Annotated in this window: 10 protein-coding genes; 8 read left to right on the forward strand and 2 right to left on the reverse strand. The window is 73.3% G+C overall.

Going from position 1 to position 18,445, the window contains the following annotated elements:
- The first annotated feature begins 14 nt into the window (after positions 1-14).
- The 5 genes from ABZ318_RS12635 to ABZ318_RS12655 all read left to right on the forward strand — a co-directional run bounded on the left by ABZ318_RS12635 (position 15) and on the right by ABZ318_RS12655 (position 7,257).
- The gene (locus ABZ318_RS12635) at positions 15-1,523 is read left to right on the forward strand and encodes an aldehyde dehydrogenase family protein (protein ID WP_356902458.1); all 1,509 of its coding nucleotides are present in this window, start codon (positions 15-17) and stop codon (positions 1,521-1,523) included.
- Positions 1,520-3,046: a GMC oxidoreductase gene (locus ABZ318_RS12640; RefSeq protein ID WP_356902459.1), complete on the forward strand. Its 1,527-nt coding sequence runs from the start codon at positions 1,520-1,522 to the stop codon at positions 3,044-3,046. The genes ABZ318_RS12635 and ABZ318_RS12640 overlap by 4 nt, the downstream gene beginning before the upstream one ends.
- The gene (locus ABZ318_RS12645) at positions 3,043-4,116 is read left to right on the forward strand and encodes a glycine betaine/L-proline ABC transporter ATP-binding protein (RefSeq protein WP_356902460.1); all 1,074 of its coding nucleotides are present in this window, start codon (positions 3,043-3,045) and stop codon (positions 4,114-4,116) included. Before ABZ318_RS12640 ends, ABZ318_RS12645 begins: the two co-directional genes overlap by 4 nt.
- Positions 4,117-4,309: 193 nt before the next feature.
- A complete protein-coding gene (locus ABZ318_RS12650) occupies positions 4,310-6,283 on the forward strand; it encodes an ABC transporter permease subunit (RefSeq protein WP_356902461.1) in 1,974 nt (657 codons plus the stop codon).
- 2 nt (positions 6,284-6,285) lie between these two features.
- Positions 6,286-7,257, forward strand: a complete 972-nt coding sequence (locus ABZ318_RS12655; protein ID WP_356902462.1) for an ABC transporter substrate-binding protein — start codon at positions 6,286-6,288, stop codon at positions 7,255-7,257.
- A 98-nt stretch (positions 7,258-7,355) separates the two neighbouring features.
- Here ABZ318_RS12655 and ABZ318_RS12660 read toward each other — a convergent pair whose 3' ends face one another.
- Complete coding sequence (locus tag ABZ318_RS12660) at positions 7,356-7,688, reverse strand: GYD domain-containing protein (RefSeq protein WP_356902463.1); 333 nt, start codon at positions 7,686-7,688, stop codon at positions 7,356-7,358.
- A gap of 569 nt (positions 7,689-8,257) precedes the next feature.
- On the opposite strand from ABZ318_RS12660, the gene ABZ318_RS12665 reads away from it, so the two are divergent.
- Positions 8,258-8,647, forward strand: coding sequence for a hypothetical protein (locus ABZ318_RS12665; RefSeq protein ID WP_356902464.1), 390 nt, complete (start codon positions 8,258-8,260; stop codon positions 8,645-8,647).
- Between the two features lie 25 nt (positions 8,648-8,672).
- Here ABZ318_RS12665 and ABZ318_RS12670 read toward each other — a convergent pair whose 3' ends face one another.
- Positions 8,673-10,823, reverse strand: coding sequence for a CHAT domain-containing protein (locus ABZ318_RS12670; RefSeq protein ID WP_356902465.1), 2,151 nt, complete (start codon positions 10,821-10,823; stop codon positions 8,673-8,675).
- 73 nt (positions 10,824-10,896) lie between these two features.
- On the opposite strand from ABZ318_RS12670, the gene ABZ318_RS12675 reads away from it, so the two are divergent.
- Together ABZ318_RS12675 and ABZ318_RS12680 are read left to right on the forward strand one after the other, a co-directional pair.
- A complete protein-coding gene (locus ABZ318_RS12675) occupies positions 10,897-13,482 on the forward strand; it encodes a CHAT domain-containing protein (protein WP_356902466.1) in 2,586 nt (861 codons plus the stop codon).
- Positions 13,483-13,618: 136 nt separating this feature from the next.
- The coding region (locus ABZ318_RS12680; protein WP_356902467.1) for a hypothetical protein at positions 13,619-18,445 on the forward strand (4,827 nt) is incomplete at its 3' end.

Raw genomic sequence — 18,445 nt, forward strand, 5'->3', positions numbered from 1 at the left:
GGGCCGTACACGAAGTGACCGCAGCACAACAAACCATCCACGTCGGCGGCGAGTGGCGCTCAGCCCTCTCCGGCGCCACGCGCGAGCTCATCGATCCCGTCGACGCGACCGCCTTCGCGGTGGTGGCGGAGGGCGGTGTCCAGGACACCGACGACGCCGTGGCCGCGGCACGGGCCGCGTTCGACGACGGCGCCTGGCCACGCACGCCGGCCCCCGAGCGGGCCGCTCTGCTGCGACGGGTCGCCGCCCTGCTCGAGCGCGATCGGGAGCGGATCGGCGCCCTGGAGAGCCAGGACGCCGGCAAGACGCTGGAGGAGGGCCGCATCGACGTCGACTGCGTCCGCGACGCCTTCCTGTACTTCGCCGACCTCGTGGCGAACGAGGACGGCGGACGCGTCGTCGACGCCGGTTCGGACGAGATCCGCAGTGTCGTCGTGTACGAGCCGGTCGGGGTCTGCGCCCTGATCACGCCGTGGAACTATCCGCTGCTCCAGGCCAGCTGGAAGATCGCGCCCGCCCTCGCCGCCGGCAACACCTTCGTCATCAAGCCCAGCGAGATCACCCCGCTGAGCACCGTCGTCCTGGTCGAACTGCTCCTGGAGGCCGGACTGCCGCTCGGCGCGGCCAACATCGTCACGGGCCCCGGCGGCACCGTCGGCGCCCGGCTCGCCGAGCACCCCGACGTCGATCTCGTCTCGTTCACGGGCGGTCTCGTCAGCGGCACGAAGGTCGCCAGGGCGGCCGCCGACAGCGTGAAGAAGGTCGCCCTGGAACTGGGCGGCAAGAACCCCAACGTCGTGTTCGCCGATGCCTGTTCGACGCCCGAGGGCTTCGACACCGCCGTCGACCAGGCGCTGAACGCCGCCTTCATCCACAGCGGCCAGGTCTGCTCCGCGGGCTCCCGACTCATCGTCGAGGAGTCGCTGCGCGAGCGTTTCGTCGCCGAACTCGCCCGCCGGGCCGGGCACATCCGGCTGGGCCGCGGCACCGACGAGGGCGTCGAGTGCGGTCCGCTGGTCTCCGCGGCCCAGTTGGCGCGGACCGAGGAGTACGTCGCCTCCGCCCTCGGCGAGGGCGCGGTCCTGCGCGCGGGCGGCGAGCGGCCGGCCGGTCCCGGCTACTTCTACCGGCCCACGGTCCTGGACCGGTGCCACCGCGGCATGCGGGTCGTCCGCGAGGAGGTCTTCGGCCCCGTCCTCACCGTGGAGACCTTCCGCACCGAGCAGGAGGCCGTCGCCCTCGCCAACGACACCGAGTACGGCCTCGCCGGAGCGGTGTGGAGCTCCGACGAGGACCGTGCCCGACGCGTCGCGGCCCGGCTGCGCCACGGCACCGTCTGGATCAACGACTTCCACCCCTACCTGCCCCAGGCGGAATGGGGCGGCTTCGGCAAGTCCGGCATCGGCCGGGAGCTGGGCCCGAGCGGCCTCGCCGAGTACCGCGAGGCCAAGCACATCTACCAGAACCTCGCTCCGCGCCCCGTGCGCTGGTTCGCGGGCGAGACGCAGAAGGAGCAGGCGTGAACGACCGGCACGTGTACGACTACGTCGTCGTCGGCGGCGGCACCGCGGGATCGGTGATCGCCTCCCGGCTGACCGAGGACCCGGACGTCAGCGTCGCCGTCATCGAGGGCGGCCCCAGCGACGTCGGCCGCGACGACGTCCTCACCCTGCGCCGCTGGATGGGCCTGCTCGGCGGCGAGCTGGACTACGACTACCCCACCACCGAGCAGCCCCGGGGCAACTCGTACATCCGGCACAGCCGGGCGCGCGTGCTGGGCGGCTGCTCCTCGCACAACACCCTCATCGCGTTCAAGCCCCTTCCCTCCGACTGGGACGAGTGGGCCGAGGCGGGTGCCGAGGGCTGGGACGCGGCGGCCATGGACCCCTACTTCGCCCGGCTGCGCAACAACATCGTCCCCGTCGACGAGGCCGACCGGAACGCGATCGCCCGGGACTTCGTCGACGCGGCGCAGACCGCGCTCGGAGTTCCGCGCGTCGAGGGCTTCAACAAGCAGCCCTTCCACGAAGGCGTCGGCTTCTTCGACCTCGCCTACCACCCGGAGAACAACAAGCGGTCGTCCGCGTCCGTCGCCTATCTCCACCCGTTCCTGGACCGGCCGAACCTGCACATCGCCCTGGAGACCTGGGCGTTCCGGCTGGAGTTCGAGGGCACCCGCGCCACCGGTGTGCACATCCGCACCAAGGAGGGCACGGAGCACGTCGTACGCGCCCGACGGGAGATCCTGGTGTGCGCGGGCGCCGTGGACACCCCGCGCCTGCTGCTGCACTCCGGGATCGGTCCGCGCGCCGACCTGGAGAAGCTCGGCATACCCGTCGTGCACGACCTGCCGGGCGTGGGTGAGAACCTGCTCGACCACCCCGAGTCGGTCATCGTGTGGGAGACGCACGGTCCGATCCCGGAGAACTCCGCCATGGACTCCGATGCCGGGCTGTTCGTCCGCCGGGACCCGGAGTCCGACGGGCCGGACCTGATGTTCCACTTCTACCAGATCCCCTTCACCGACAACCCCGAGCGCCTGGGCTACGAACGTCCCGCGCACGGTGTGTCGATGACCCCCAACATCCCCAAGCCGCGCAGCCGCGGCAGGCTCTACCTGACGAGCGCCGACCCCGAGGACAAACCCGCGCTCGACTTCCGGTACTTCACCGACGAGGACGACTACGACGGCCGGACCCTCGTGGACGGAATCCGCATCGCCCGGCAGATCGCGGCGAGCGAGCCGCTGGCCGGTTGGCTGAAGCGCGAGGTGTGCCCGGGCCCGGAGGTCACCTCCGACGAGGAGCTCAGCGCGTACGCCCGTCATGTCGCGCACACCGTCTATCACCCCGCCGGAACCTGCCGGATGGGGGCCGTCGACGACGAACTCGCGGTCGTCGCGCCCGATCTGAGGATCCGGGGCCTGGACGGCATCCGGATCGCCGACGCGTCCGTCTTCCCGACCATGACCGCCGTCAACCCGATGATCGGCGTGCTCATGGTCGGCGAGAAATGCGCCGATCTGCTGGGAGGCACCACACGATGACCACTACGCCGCACACCACCACACCGCCGTCCGTCTTCTCCGTGCGTGACCTGTGGAAGGTCTTCGGTCCCAAGGCCGAGCGCGTGCCCGCCGAACCGGAGCTCGGCGCCCTCGGCGCCGCCGAGCTGCGCGAGCGCACCGGCTGCACCGCGGCCGTCCGCGACGTCTCCTTCGACGTCCGCAAGGGCGAGGTCTTCGTCGTGATGGGCCTCTCCGGCTCGGGCAAGTCCACGCTCGTACGCTGTCTGACCCGCCTGATCGAGCCCACCTCGGGCACGATCACCATCGACGGCGAGGACGTCCTGTCCATGGACTCCGGACGGCTCCGCGAGCTGCGCCGGCACCGGGCGGCGATGGTCTTCCAGCACTTCGGGCTGCTGCCGCACCGGACGGTGCTCGACAACGTCGCCTACGGTCTGGAGATCCAGGGCGTGGGCCGCGGCGAACGGCGCGAGCGGGCGGCGGAGTTCGTCACGAAGGTCGGCCTGGACGGCATGGGGCACCGCAGGCCGAGTCAGCTCTCGGGCGGTCAGCAGCAGCGGGTCGGGCTGGCCCGCGCGCTCGCCGTCGACCCCGAGGTCCTGCTGTTCGACGAGCCGTTCAGCGCGCTGGACCCGCTCATCCGCCGGGACATGCAGGAGGAGGTCGTACGCCTGCACCGGGAGGAGGGACGCACGATGGTCTTCATCACGCACGACCTCGGCGAGGCGCTGAAGCTCGGCGACCGCATCGCGCTGATGCGCGACGGCCGCGTCGTGCAGCTCGGGACGCCCGAGGAGATCGTGGGCGCGCCCGCCGACGACTACGTCAGGGACTTCGTCCGGGACGTGCCGCGCGAACAGGTGCTGACCGTCCGCTCGGCGATGCGTCCCGCGCTCGCGGACGAGTACGAGGCCGGGCCCGCGCTCGCGCCGACCGCCACCGTCCACGAGGCCATCGAGGCCGTCGCCCGTACCGGAGCGAACGCCCGGATCGTCGAGGACGGCCGGTGCCTCGGTGTGGTCGACCACGCGGGGCTCCTCGGTGTCGTCGCCGGGGTCCCGGCCACGACGGGAAAGGCGGTGGCCTGATGTACGCCCATACGACCTGGCCGCCGCCGGGCGGCACGACCCGCGCCGCCGGGGGATCGCACCGCACCGGACACGGCCGGGAGTCCCTCGTCGGCCCGTGGCAGCCGGTCCGTCGCGACGGCCGCGGCACTTCGGGACCGGTCCGCTGCGCCCTCCCCGTGGCGCGGAACCGCGACGCGAGCAGGTGGGGCCGATGACCGCGACCGTCACCCCTGCCTCTCCCCGCCGTGCCTCCGCCCCCGGCGCGGCGCCCGGCGTCCTGCGCGTGTTCGTGGGCCACCGCGGCCGGCTGATCGGCGCCGCCACGGCCGTCGCGCTCGTCCTCGGAGCCGTGCTCCTCGGAGGCGGCAGCTGGCCGGCGTCGTTCGTCGCCGATCTGTCGGGGCCCCTCGACCGCGCCGGCGACTGGATCGTCGACAACCGTGACGGCCACCCGCTGTTCCTCTACTTCCTCGGCCACATCAGCAACGCCGTGGTCGTCTCCGTCCGCGCCGTGTACCTCGTCCTGCTGGCTCTCGGCTGGGCCGGCGTCACCGCCGCCGCGGGTCTGGTGGCCTGGCGCGTCGCGGGCGTCCGGCTCGCACTGACCTCCGTCGCCGCCATCTCCGTGTGCGGACTGCTCGGCATGTGGGTGCCCACCCTGCAGACCCTCGCCCTGATGGTCGTCGCCGTCGCCGCGTCCGTGCTGCTCGGAGGCCTCCTCGGGCTCGCCGCCGGCCTGTCCGACCGCATGCACCGGATCCTCCGTCCGGTCCTCGACACCATGCAGGTGCTGCCGGCCTTCGCGTACCTCCTGCCCGTCGTCCTGGTCTTCGGCATCGGGGTACCCGCGGCCGTCCTCGCCACCGTCGTCTACGCCGCCCCGCCCATGGCCCGTCTCACCGCGCTCGGACTGCGCGGCGCGGACGCCGGCGTCATGGAGGCCGTCGCCTCCCTCGGGGCCACCGGCAGGCAGCGACTGCTGACGGCCCGGCTGCCGCTGGCCCGCAAGGAGCTGCTGCTCGGCACCAGTCAGTCGATCATGATGGCCCTCGGCATGGCCGTGATCGCGTCCGTCATCGGCGCGGGTGGCCTCGGCGACCGCGTCTACCAGGCGCTGGCCTCCGTCGACGTCGGAGCCGCGCTCGCCGCCGGCGTGCCGATCGTGCTGCTCGCCGTCGTCCTGGACCGGGTCACCGCCGCGGCGGGCGAGCGCATCGGCGCCGCTCCGGCCCGCCGGGCCGGACTCGGCTGGGCCGTCGCCCTCGCGGTGACCGCCGCCGTCGCCGGGGCCGGTCGCCTGTCCGACCGGCTCTCCTGGCCCGACGGGTGGACGGTGGACATCGCCGAACCCGTCAACGGTGCGGTCGACTGGATGACCGCCCACCTCTACTCCGGCGTGCCCCTCGTCGGCGGCACCGCCGACTGGGCCGCGCGGTTCACCACGTGGGTCCTGAACCCCCTGCGCGACGGCCTGCAGTGGCTGCCCTGGTGGGCCGTCCTGCTGACCGTCGGCTCGCTCGCGCTGCTCATCGGCACCTGGCGCACCGCCGCGACCGCCGTCCTCGCGATGGCGGCGATCGGTGCGCTGGGCGTCTGGGACCCGGCGCTCGACACGCTGTCCCAGGTCCTGGCCGCCGTCGCCGTGACGCTGGTGCTCGGCTTCGCCCTCGGGATCGCCGCGGCCCGCAGCACCCGTCTGGGACGCGTACTGCGTCCTGTGCTCGACGTCTTCCAGACGCTGCCGCAGTTCGTCTACCTGATCCCCGTCGTGGCCCTGTTCGGTGTCGGCCGCGCCCCGGCGGTCGCGGCCGCCGTGGTCTACGCCTTGCCCGCGGTCGTACGCATCACGGCGCAGGGGGTGCGCGCGGTGGACCCCGCCGCCCTCGAATCCTCGCGCTCGCTGGGCGCGACCGGTCGCCAGCAGCTGTTCCAGGTCCAGCTGCCGCTGGCCCGGCCCGCGCTGCTGCTCGCCGTCAACCAGGGTGTGGTGCTGGTCCTCGCCGTCGTCGTCATCGGCGGCCTCGTGGGCGGCGGAGCGCTCGGCTACGACGCGGTCTTCGGCCTCGCCCAGGGCGACCTGGCGACCGGTCTGGTCGCCGGTGCGGCGATCGTCTGCCTCGGCCTGGTGCTCGACCGCGTCACCCAGCCGACGGAACGCCGCGACCTCGCCCGGAAGGGGGCCTGACCATGGCTCGCACACGCCTCGCCCTCGGCGGCTCCGCGCTCGCGGCGGCCGTCACCCTGACGGCCCTCACCGGCTGCGGCGCCGCCGACATGACCCGTCAGGCGTCCCCGTACGCCGACGCGAAGGACTCCCGCACGGTGACCCTCTCCGTGCAGTCGTGGGTGGGCGCACAGGCCAACGTGGCCGTCGCGCGGTATCTGCTGGAGCACGAGCTCGGCTACCGGGTGGACACCGTCCAGATCGACGAGGTACCCGCCTGGGACGCCCTCAGCCAGGGCCGGGTGGACGCCATCCTGGAGGACTGGGGCCACCCGGACCAGGAGAAGAGGTACATCGACGACAAGGGGACGATCACCCGGGGCGGGGACCTCGGGGTGACCGGCCACATCGGCTGGTTCGTGCCGACCTACTTCGCCGAGAAGCACCCGGACGTCACCGAGTGGAAGAACCTGAACAAGTACGCCGACGAGTTCCGTACCGCGGAGAGCGGCGGCAAGGGCCAGTTGCTGGACGGCTCCCCGTCCTACGTCACGAACGACAAGGCCCTTGTGGACAACCTGGGCCTGGACTACCAGGTCGTGTTCGCGGGCTCGGAGGCGGCGCAGATCACGCAGATCAAACAGCTCGCCAAGGAGAAGAAGCCGTTCCTCAGCTACTGGTACAAGCCCCAGTGGCTGTTCGAGAAGGTCCCGATGACGGAGGTGAAGCTGCCCGAGTACAAGGAGGGCTGCGACGCCGAACCGGAGAAGGTGGCCTGCGCCTACCCCCACACCCCGCTGCAGAAGTTCCTCAACACCCGCTTCGCGGACGGCGGGGGCGACGCCGCCGCCTTCCTGAAGAAGTTCCGGTGGACGACCGACATGCAGAACGACGTGGCCCTCATGATCGCGGAGCAGAAGCTGTCGCCCGAGGAGGCGGCAGGGCGGTGGGTGAAGGAGAACGAAGCCACCTGGCGGGAGTGGCTGCCGTCCTGACACGGGTACGGCGGACCGGGCGCGCACGCCGGTCCGCCGTCTCCTCGCCCCCGTCCACAGCCTCCGCCGGGTCCCGCGGGGACGGAGACCCTTGGGGCTCACCGCTCCGCGCCGGGAGGCCGGTACCGGACCTGACCGGCTCTGCGCAGGGCGTCCAGCGTTTCATCGACGGTCAACAGAACGGTCGTCTCGAACGAGCTGAGCGCGCCGCCTCCGCTGATCGCCAGCGCCACCGCAGCCATGGACACGTTGTCCGGGGCTTCCCACAGGTTGTAGCCGTCATGCGTGCCGAAGGCGTACCAGAAGCCGTGGAGCTTCCCGCCGACAGACTCGATGTACGACCGAGCGGCCTCTGCGCGGTCTTCGGGGTGCCCGGTCAGCCTCGCCCAGGTCTCCGGCGTGTAGCTGAACCTCGACAGATAGAGCGGCATCGGGTCTCTCCTTCGTTTCCCCACGGATGCCCGCGCTGGAGTGAGGAGGCGTCGGACGCGGCCCGTAGATCCCCCGAACAGCCGGGCACGATGACCGGTACAGCCCACCGTCAGCGGTGAGCGTGCGCGGAGGGCTTGCGTCGTGGGCTGCGACGGGAGCGGTGACATCACGAAGCGCTGGGAACCGACAAAGCCACAGGTCAGCGGGGTTCTTTCACCGCTCCGGCCGGTCGCGTCGAGGGCGACGACCTCCACCAGACGCCCCGCGGCATGAAAGTCGAGGTCGACCGAGGCCGGCGCCTGCTCACACGGGAAGCAGTACGGCGCGACGCACCGGCCCTCCCCGTGCCGGTCGGTACATGGGCGAGGGCGCGGGCGACCGCGTCCCTCCGCCCGTAGGGGTGCCGAGCGGCCCGCTTCGGGAAGTACTGGCGCACCGCAAGACCAGAGGATCGACGCCACCGTCCTGGGTCACAGCCTGATGCGTGCCATCGACTCGATCGAATCGATATGAGCCCTGTCACACCGGTACCTTGACCGCGTACGCAAGGGCGACGTGAGGAGCACACATGCAGGTTTCGACGCTCAGCCTCTGGGGGGCCGGGGCCTTCGGCGCGGTCATCGGGTGGATCGCCTACCGGACCCTGCGACGCGCGGCCGACGGGTCGAAGATCGCCGACCTCGTCACCGTGATCGCGGCTCTGGGCGGCGGCGCGGTCGTGAACAACCAGTTCGCGGAGCCGGACCTCTTCGCCATGTACGGCATCGGTCTGTTCGCCGGCTTCTTCGGTTACTTCGTGGTCGGCCTCCTCGTCGACCGGTCCGAGGCCAAGGCGAAGGCGAAGGCCGGGCTCCGGGCCGAGGTGCCCGCACAGGCGGAGGCCCCCGACACGGCCCCGGTACGACGGGAGGAGGCCGGCGCCGGATCGACCACGTCCACGTGGATGGGCGAGGAGTGACCGAGGTCGGCGGTCCGGCCTCCGGTCAGCGGCCCGATCGCAAGCGGAGCGCGGCGGAGCAGTACGCGGTGTAGGCGAGTCCCAGGATGTTGCCCTTGCGCAGCAGCTCGATCCGGACACGGTGCATGGCCGGGCCGACCTCCTCCCCGTCGAGCAGCGCCGCCCAGAAACGTTCGGCGAACTCGCCGGCGAGTGCCTGGTCCACGGTGACCTCGGTGCCGATCACGCCGGAGGCGTGGAGCTCGGTGAAAGTGTCGACGAAGCCCAGCCACGAGGAGGGATCGCGGTCGGCGGTGTGGCAGCCGTTGAGGAAGACGAGGGGGGTGAGTTCATCCCACCGGTCCCATCCCTCCTCCCCCGCCCAGGCGTTCAGGTCCTCCGGGAGGATCCGGTCGGTGTGGCCGATCTCCAGGACCGTGGCACTGGAGTGTTCGCCCTCGGCGGCGCGGGGCCGGCGCCCGTGCCCGTAGAAGTACACGCAGTCGCCCGGATCGCTGATGAGGGCGTCACGCAGGGCCGCACGGCGGTCGTACACGTTGACCTGCCGGAACCTCGCCCGCAGCGTGGCCAGGTGACGGTCCGCCAAGCCCTCGTCCAGGTGGTTGCTGCGGGCCACGGTGAGAACGGGGGCGGCGTCCGCGCGGCCCGCCGTGAGCCGCAGGCGCCGCCCGCGCGGGACGGACGGGGGGTGCTCGATGAGGTGGCGGTATCCCCAGAACCCGTACGGGCAGAGCGTGTTGAGGCCGTGGCTGTGCTGCGCCGGGCAGGAGCGGGCCGTGGTGTCCTCCGCCACCTGATCGAAGCCGGGCCCGCAGGGCACGAGCTGCGCCTGACTCTCGACGCGGATGTCGTACAACAGGCCCCAGGGGAAAACCAGGTCCTGGTGTTCCTCACGACAGATCTGGATCTGGGCGGGCTCCCGCAGGACCTGCATGAGCGCCGCCCGCTCCCTCCGGCCACGCGCGATCATCTGGAAGAAGGACCAGCCGAGCCGCGCCAGCTTCGTCATGTCGTGGAGCAGGGCTTCGGGCGACTTGCCGTTGTCCGGACCGAGCACGTTGCGGAGGCGGCGGTCCTCCCCTTCGCCCTGCCGTACCGCGTGACAGTCGAGCAGGGCCGCGCGGGCCTTCCGCAGGACGTCGATCACCTGGTGGTCGCCGAGCCAGAACGTGGCCACGGGCCCGTGCTGCGAGGTGACGTCGATCGTCATCGTGCCGTCGCCTCCGCGGCCCACCCGTACGCCCGCGGTCCGCGCGGGCAGCTCGGTGAGGTCCGCGAACCCGGGCGTCAGGGTGAAGTCGATGACAGCCGTCGTTGCGCCGCCCGCGCCCTCCCGGGCAGCGACCCAGGCGGTCAGAGACACCGACTGGAGCTGGTTCCCCCGGTACGAGACGTAGACGCGCATCCGCGCGGGCCCCGGCTCCTCCGGGGCGGCGAACGGGATGTGCAGGTAGCGGCCCCGGTGTCCCGCCTCGCACACGTGCTTCCCACCGGGCGGGCAGGGGCAGACCCAGCTGCGACCCTTCCGCGGCAGGAAGAGGGGGTACACGACGACCGTCGGGAAGATGAAGTCCTCGCTGACGACGGTCACGTCCAACCAGTCGCCACGGCCTTCGTCGTCCGTGTGCGGGAGCCCGTCCTCGGGGAGGGGCCGGGCCTGCCCGGCGAGGAGGCTCTCCATGGCCAACTCGCCGATGTCCAAACGGAGTTCGTACCAGCCCCCGGAAGCGAGAGTGCGATCCTGGGGGACGGTCTCCCGGGAGAGCGGCCAGACGACCGCCAGGTTGAGGAACCGGTCCTCCCTCGCGGGGGCGGAATCCGGCTCGGGTTCGACGTCGGAGTCGACCGGTTCCCGGGCCGTGTCGTCGGCGGCCCGGGGCGGACCGCTCCCGATCGGGACGCCGTCGGGCTCGGGGAGACCGCGCTCCCCTTCCTGGAGCCTGGCCTCGAAGAGGTCCCAGGTCTCCCTCGCACCCCCGCACAGGATCAGGATGTCGAAGTGCTCGTCCTCGAACTCCTCCTGGCCGATGTCCTCGTCGTTCAGGAGCGCCTCCCATCCGTCCCTGGCCTCGTCGGCCAGTTCTGGCCGGTGCCACAGGTCGGAGGCCCGCAGAGCACGCAGGTCCGCCTCCAACTTCCAGCGCGGGGGCCCCGCGTACCCGTCCTCGTGCCGCACCGATCACGCCTCCCTCGTTCCGAACCCTCCGGTGGTGTCATTCTGGAGCCCACGCGGACGCAGGGGGCAACTGGTGGAGCGAGACCCGGACATCAGCATCCGGCTGTCCTGGCAGGACGGGCTGGTCGCCACGGTCGTCCTCGTCAACGGCAAGCCGGACCACGAGACGTGGCGGCCGCGCCCCGTGGGCCAGGGGGTGCTCGTCCCCCCGGGCGTGGCGACCCCGCCGGGGGTCGCGAAGCTGCTGGCGCGGTTGCTCTTCCCGAAGCCCGTGCGCGCTCGTGTCGCCCAGCGGGCCGCGCTGCTGGATCCCGGACGGTACCTGCGGCTGCGACTTCTCCTGCCCGACGCCGAAGAGCAGGGGTCGTACGACCTCGGGTCGCTGCGCTGGGAGTCGGTGCGGCTGCCGTCGGCGCTCGCCGGCGCGGACGCCTGGGCGGAGTGGGCCGGGTCCCTGGCGCTGCCGCCGGACGGGGGCCGCGAGCTCGGGCAGCATCCCTGGTTCGCCCTGGTCCGGGACGTCGTCCCCCGGTCCTCGGCGGCGTCCGCCGTTCCGGCCGGTGCCGGGATCGTGGCGGTGGCCGATGCCACGTCCGTGCACGGCGGGATCACCACGCCCGCGGGGCGGGAGACCGTGCACGCGCCGGCGCCCGGTTCGCTCGGGGACGCCGATCGGCGAGGAGTGGAGAGCGCGGTGCGCGATTCGCGCCTCTCCGCCCTGGTCGTGGACTCCCCCGCGACGGCGGAGGGCATCCGGCGCACCCTGCTCGGGGGTGCGCAGGTGTTCTATTTCGGCGGGCACCACATCGCCGGAGGTCTGGTGGTGGGCGGCGACGGCGCGGATGCCTCCTGGCTGGACGTGGACGTGCTGTCCGGGTGGCTGCGGGACGGCGGCGTCGGGCTCGCGGTCCTCATGGCCTGCGACTCGGCCGCCTCCTGGACGGACGGCTCGCGCGATGCGGCCGCGTCGGCGGAGCGGTTCGCGCACGGGGTGTCCGCCGCCGAGAAGCTGGTGCGGTCGGGGGTGCCCCACGTCGTGGCCGTCCAGGGGAAGGTGAGTCACGGTCAGGCCGCTGGTTTCGCCGGGCGGTTCTTCGGGGCGCTGGTGCGCGGGCTCCCCGTCGACCTCGCCCTGCGGGAGGGGGCCGTCGCCCTGGAGGGCGCCGTCGCCGTCCCCGTCCTGTACGCCCGGCACGACAGCGCGGAGCTGACGGTCGGCGACCTGCCGGTGATCAGGCCCGCGCGTCTGGCGCCCGTCGCGCACCGGATGCCCGTGGCGGACGAACCGACGCTCGGGCTGCCGGACGAGCGGCACCGCGTACAGCTGGACGTCCGGTGGTGCCTGGCCGAGCGGCCGGTACGGGACGTCCTGGCCGATCCCGGGGCCGACGACCTGGTCACGGTCCTCACCGAGGCGGAGCGGACCCTGCTGCGGGCCCGTGCCGCCCGGGGACTCCCGCACGAGGGGCGGCGCCGCTGGTACGTCTCCGACGTGCGGGCCGGCCGGCTCCCGGAGACGGAGGCCGCCCTGCGCCGTGCGGTGTCCCCCGCGTACGAGAAGGCCTCCGGTGAGGACCACCGGGGTGTGGGGCTCGTACTCCGCTGCGCGGCCGGCGAGGAGCCGGGGGCGGGCTTCCGGGGGGAGCTCGACCGGCTGCACGGTTTCGGCTGGGACCTGCGGGCCGTCGTCGTCCAGGTGCACGGGGAGCACCCGGCCGAGGTCCAGGAGGTGGCCGAGCACCTGGCGAGGACGCTGGGGAACGGGGAGTACCTGCTGCGGTCCCGGGCATCGGACGGCGAGGCGGGCGAGCCGCCGAGCCGGAAACGCCCGGCCGTGCCGCTTCCGTCGGGTGCGTCCTCCGCGTCGGCGCGGCGGGGCGCGCGTGAACTCCTCGACGCGGCAGGGGCGGTGGCGGATCCGTCGCGGCCGGGTCCGGCGCCCGGGGTCGACGTCCGGACGGTCGTCGAGGAGCTGAACTCCGGCGCGGTGTGGGGAGTCCCGTCCGAGGAGCGGCAGGTCCTCGCCGCCGTGCGGCTGTGGTGGCCCGCGCTGTACGCGTCCCTTCTGGAGGAATACGCAGCGGGGCGGACCGGTCCGGGCAGGGCGGTGTCGCTGCGGCTCGCCGCCGACCGCGACGAGGACCTCGACCGGTGGCTGAAAGCGGCCGGCGGCGCCGTCCCGGGACCGTCGCGGTTCAGTCCGCTCGACCGGCCCACCCCGTTCGTGGACGCGGTGGTCCTGGGCCTGGTGCGGACCGGGCTGCGGGGCTCGGAGTGCTTCGAGGACTGGCTGGCCGAGGCCTCGGAGGCCGCCGGCGACGCCGTGGCGCTGCTCGACCACGGCCCGCTTCCCGTGGACGGTCCGGATCTGGAGTCGGCCGAGGTCGCCGTGGCCCTGGACCGGGCGGGGGCGCTGGCCGCCGTACGGCTTCCGGTGCTGGATCCCGGCGGTCAGTGGCCGGGCAGTTGGGCGCTGCTCGCGCGGCGGCCGCTGACCCCGGAGATCGCCGCCTGGCTGTACGGGTTCGCCGAGGGGCAGCGCCGTGCCCTCGGGGTCGCTCCCGGCGCCCACCGGTTCGACCTCGCGCTGGAGGACCAACTGTCCGATTTCCGACAGGCGTTGGCGCCGTCGTTGCGGCCTGCGGGCTTCGACTCCTGAGAGTTTCCGTCGCAGGTGCCGTTGGCAGGAATCTGTCGTTTCGCCGCCCCTCGTCCGTATGCTGGACAACTCGTTCTCGTCGGTCGACGTCGGACCCCGGGCGCTCCGAGCCCGGCACGCCTGCAGAGGGACGCCCATGCTCGAACACTGGTACTTCTTCGCCTCTTTGGGCCTTCCGCCGCAGACGGCCGCGATCCAGCTGGATCACCTCACGGCTCTCGCCGAGGTGCCCGGCACCGACCGCTCGGAGGAGATCGTCTCCTCATCGATCGAGTCCCTCGCGCGGGCGGGGACGGCGACCATGCTGTACGCGCTGCCGCACGTCCTCGCGGCGCAGCGCCGGTTCGCCGGCGTGGCCGAGGTGAACGCGCGGGCGGCGGCCTTCCACCGGGACATCGCGTCCGTCGCGCCCGAGGAGGTGCGGACCCGGCTCGCCGCGGCGCTGCGGACGGCCGGCGGTCCTGACACCGCGAAGGCGCTCGCGGCCCTGGAGGACCTGCTGCGGGACGTCGGCGTGGCCGGGGACGCGGCGGACGTCTCGATCCCGCCGTACCACGACCTGGTGGAGCAGCTGGCCCCGACCGCAACCCTGGTCGTCGCGCGGCTCCTCGCCGCCCGGGACCCCCGGGGCGCCGGGGAGCTGATGGACGATCACCCGGGCCTGGTCGAGGACGCGTTGGAGGGTCGATACGGACGCCTCGCGCTGTTGCAGGCGGCCGAGACGAGCGCCGCGCTTCGCCCGGACGCGACCGAAAAGATCCGGACGGCTCTCGCGGTGGCCTCGCGTGGCGCCTTCGACCTGGAACCCGACCTGCTCGCCACGGCCGCCCGGGTCACCTTCCCACTCCCCCGCGAGGGCGCGTCGACCGAGAGCGGACGTGCCGGGTCCGGGGCCGACACCCTGGACGCCCTGGAACGGGAGGCCCTCTCCGGCGAGACGCTGCTCGGCCTGCTCGAGGAGTGGCGGCGCTCGGGCGTCCTCCCGGCCAGGGCGGACAGTGACGCGCGCCGGGCGGCGTACGCGCATCTGGGCGGCGCGGGCGACATCACCGCTTCGGCCATGCCGTCGGTGCTCTGGGAGTCGGCCCTGTGGTCCCTCGCCGCCTCGTACGACCCCCAGGAGACCACCCGACGGCTCGCGCGCTACTGGCGCGGCCCCGATCCGCGGTGGCGCGCCGTCGACCCGGAGTGGCGTCCCGGCACCCCGGGCCGCGTCCCCGTCACGCTGCCGCACACGACGTACGGTCACGTCGTCATACACACCCACCGGCTTCTGACGCTGCGGCACCCCGCAGGCCACTACCCCCTGCCGAACCTCACAGACGGTCCCGTGACCGACACCGATCCCCGCGTGGCCGCGTGGCTGTGGTCGCCCTGGCTCCACCACCACACGCCACCGCACCAGACCAGGACCGGCAAGCCGGCGGCCGGTGCGGTCCCGGCACCCTCCCCGCACCTGCGGGGCGACCAGCCGGAGCAGCTGGTCCGGCTCCTCGGGGCCGCGCTCCTCGCCGCGCACCTGCTGACCCGGACCGGCCCCGGGGAGCACCCCGTCGAGGAGCGGGGCCATCTGCTTCTCCTCATCGTCCACGTACGGGACACCCTGTACCGCTCCTTCGCCACGCTCATGGACGCCGTACACGGCGAACCGCGCAAGGCCGTCGCGTACGCCGGACCGCTGACCGCCCTCCTGCTGCACGCCGGCGGCACCGCCGACTGGATCGGCAAGGGGGCGCACGCCGCCGTCGATCCGGCCGAGATCGTCCGGGTGGTGGCCGCGCTGCCGTCCGGCCCGGCGCACTCGCCGCTCACCGCCAAGGGCGCTCGTTCCGTCGCCCTGCACTGGGTGCAGGAGTCCGTGTCGGGCGGTGCGGGGCCGCACAGGACCGAGGCGGGAGGCCGCTGGTTCTCCGGTGACACCCCGCCGGCCGACACGCTGATCGAGCTCGTCCGCGCGCGGGAGTCGAACCCGTACTCCTACCCGTCGGTGCGCGCGGCGCAGCTGCACCGGGACCTGCATGCGCACTCCCGGCACGAGGTCCTGCGCTGGGACTGGACCCCGGACGGCCCCCGCTCCCCCGGCCTCACGACCGGCCCGAAGCTCACCCCGGGCATCCTCACGCTGAGCGGCCCCGGCGACCCCGGCCGGGACTCCTTCTCCGTCGAGGAGTGGCACGAGATGGCCGACGGCCTGTCCGAACTCCTCAAGAGCGGCGACACGCACGCCATCGCTCCCGTGACGGTGAGCACCCTGCGGCTCGCGGCGCTCCTCGGCCGGCCCGAGCTCGGTGACCAGGGGTCGTACGAGGAGTGGGTGAAGGACTGGGGCGGCCGGGTCACCTCCCTCAACACGCCCACGCACCTACCGCGTTACGTACGCGCCCGGATGTTCGACATGTTCCGTGCGCAGGTCGAGGGCGCGGGTTCCCAGGAGCGGCTGCGCACCGTCCTGGACAACGTCGTGGACGTGATCGTCGACCTCAGCGGCGGCGCGCAGTTCTTCTACGAGCGCCTCTTCGAGGAGCTCACGGCCCGCGCCCTGCCTCCGGAGATGGCGAACCGGCTACGGGTCCGGCTGCTGCAGGCGCTGTACCACCGCTGGGGCGGCAAGCCTCCCGTCGTGCCGCACGAAAGCCCCTGGGGCACGTACCTCGGCCGGGTCTCGGGGCGTGGCACCGAGGAGGCGCTCGTCCGGTTCCTGCGGGCGACGGCCGCCGAGCAGCTCCAGGGACAGGGCACCCCGCTGGCCCGGGTCATGGACGAGCTGTGGCTGCGCACCCAGCGCCCCCTCGACTGGCCCGCGGTACGCGAACCGGCCGGTCGGGTGGGGGTCGACCCCCGGCTCGTGGTCGCCGTCACGCAGGACCGGCGCTCCGGGGAAGCCGTCGTGTACGCGCGGAACGCGAACAGCGGCGTCGGCGAGCTCCACTCCGCCCGCCCCTTCGTGTACGACCTGTTCCGCCCGGGCCCCGAGGCGGTACTCCCCGTGCCGTACCCCTCGCCCGACTCGTACGCGCTCGGGATCGTCTGCTCCGTGCCCCGCGCCGGCGAGCGGCCGTACCTCTGGGTCAACTGCGGGCTCGACCGTCCCGTGGCGTGCGGCATCGAGCCGCACGAGCTGCGTCATCGGCACCTCGGGGATGTGGTGGCCGTCCGGTTCACCGCGCCCGGCGACGAGACGCGGCGTCCGAGCGTCATCCCCCTCGCGTCGCTGCCACCGAAGGACGGCGAGGTGCGCGAGGCGGAGCTCCGCCGCTCGGACCGCTTCCCGTGGCTGCGGCTCAAGGTGTCCGGCGTCGCCACCGACGCCTATCCCTCGACCCCCGCCGAGCAGGGCGTCAAGGCCCGGCGCCGCTGGGATCCCGACCTCGCACGCGCTTTCCGGGACAAGGCTTCCGCCGCGCCCGTGAACACGCTGGCGCGCTGGCACGAGCAGCTCGGGCAGTGGGTGCCGCTCGACGCGGGCCTGCCGGAACTGGCCGTGGCCGCCGGGACGAACGGGACGCCGGGGGCCAGGGCGGCCGAATCGGGTGGGACGCCGGGGGCTGCCGCAGCTCCGGCCGCCGAGCCCGGTGAGCCCGTCCCCACCCCCGTACGTCTGGTGCTGTCGGGTCCGGCGACCGAGCGGTCCGGGTTCGGGGCGGCCTGGCGGTTCGTCACCACCCCCGGGAGCTGCTACGTGCTCGGGCCCGCCGCCTGGCACCCCGAGGACTGGCAGCGGCTCGACGAGGTGTGCCTCGCGGCCCCGGCCGGGCTCGTCGTGCACGCCGAGTTCCGGCCCGGGGAGAGCCGGCTCGCCCTGGCGCCGAAGGATCCGTTCGACCGGAGCAACGTCCGCTGGCTGGGCGTCTTCGACCACGCGGGCGGGGGACGGGAGCACGACGGGGACGAGGAGCACGGCGGGGACGAGGGACACGTCCGGGACCGGCAGACGCACGAGGAGGCCTTCCTCAGGACCGGTGCCGACGGGCGTCCCGAGTGGCAGATCGACGTCCCCGCGATCGAGGGGTTCCCCCGTACGGTCAGGGCCACGTTCACCGGACCGGTCCCGCACGGGCATCCCGTCCTGTGCGGCGTCGAGTCCTGGGACGACAAGGGGGCCCGGCAGGCCGAGGTGACGGTCCAGGCGTTCCAGGAGCACGGCATCCAGGAGAAGAAGCCGAGCCCCGAGCAGTACGCCCGGTACGCCTGGCTGCCCGCCCGGACGCCGGTGGAGCTGGTGCGCACCACGCGCAACGCCTCCAGCGCCTTCAACACCGCCTTCACCCGCGACGGCCTGGGAGGGCTGGTCTCCACGGAGTCGCTCACCCTCACCGGTGAGTTCTTCTGGCTGAACCCGGCCGCGCCGCGCCCTGCGATCGTCCTCCAGGACAAGGTGGTGGCGCCGAAGGAGACGCAGCTGCGGCCGGCGCCGGTGCCACTGCCCGCCGGGCAGCTCGTCGACCACCGTGTCCCGGCGTGCGACCCGGCGCTCCTCGACCGCGCCGCGCTCAGCGGCCTCGTCGTGGCGCAGATCAAGGAGGCGGGCCAGGTCAGCCTGGTCCGGGTCTGGTTCGACCTGGGGACGTACGTGGCGGTGTGCGTGCTGCCGGTGGACTGTCTGGACGTCGAGGCCCCGCGGACCGGTGACCACGTCACCGGCGTCCGCGGGCCCGAGGGCTGGGTCTTCCGGGTGCAGCGCCGGATGCTGCACCTGGAGGCCCTCTGGGAGTGGGCGCCGCGGGCCGGGAGCGGCTGGAAACGGATCGGACAGGGGCGCGACGAGGACGGTGCTCCGCTCGATGTGTTCCAGGATCCGCGCGGCCCCCGGCTCGCGGCCGAGCCGGCGTCCGGGGAGCCCGAGGCGGGCGGCCGGGTCAACGCGCGGCGCGGCAGCACCAAACGGATCGGTGACTCGGTCCTGGTCGTGGTGCAGCGGGAGAGCAGCCACCTGGTGGGGTACGCGGCGGGGATCGAGCTCGGG

This window comes from Streptomyces sp. NPDC006197, assembly GCF_040613865.1.
In the GTDB taxonomy this organism is placed as follows: Bacteria; Actinomycetota; Actinomycetes; order Streptomycetales; family Streptomycetaceae; genus Streptomyces.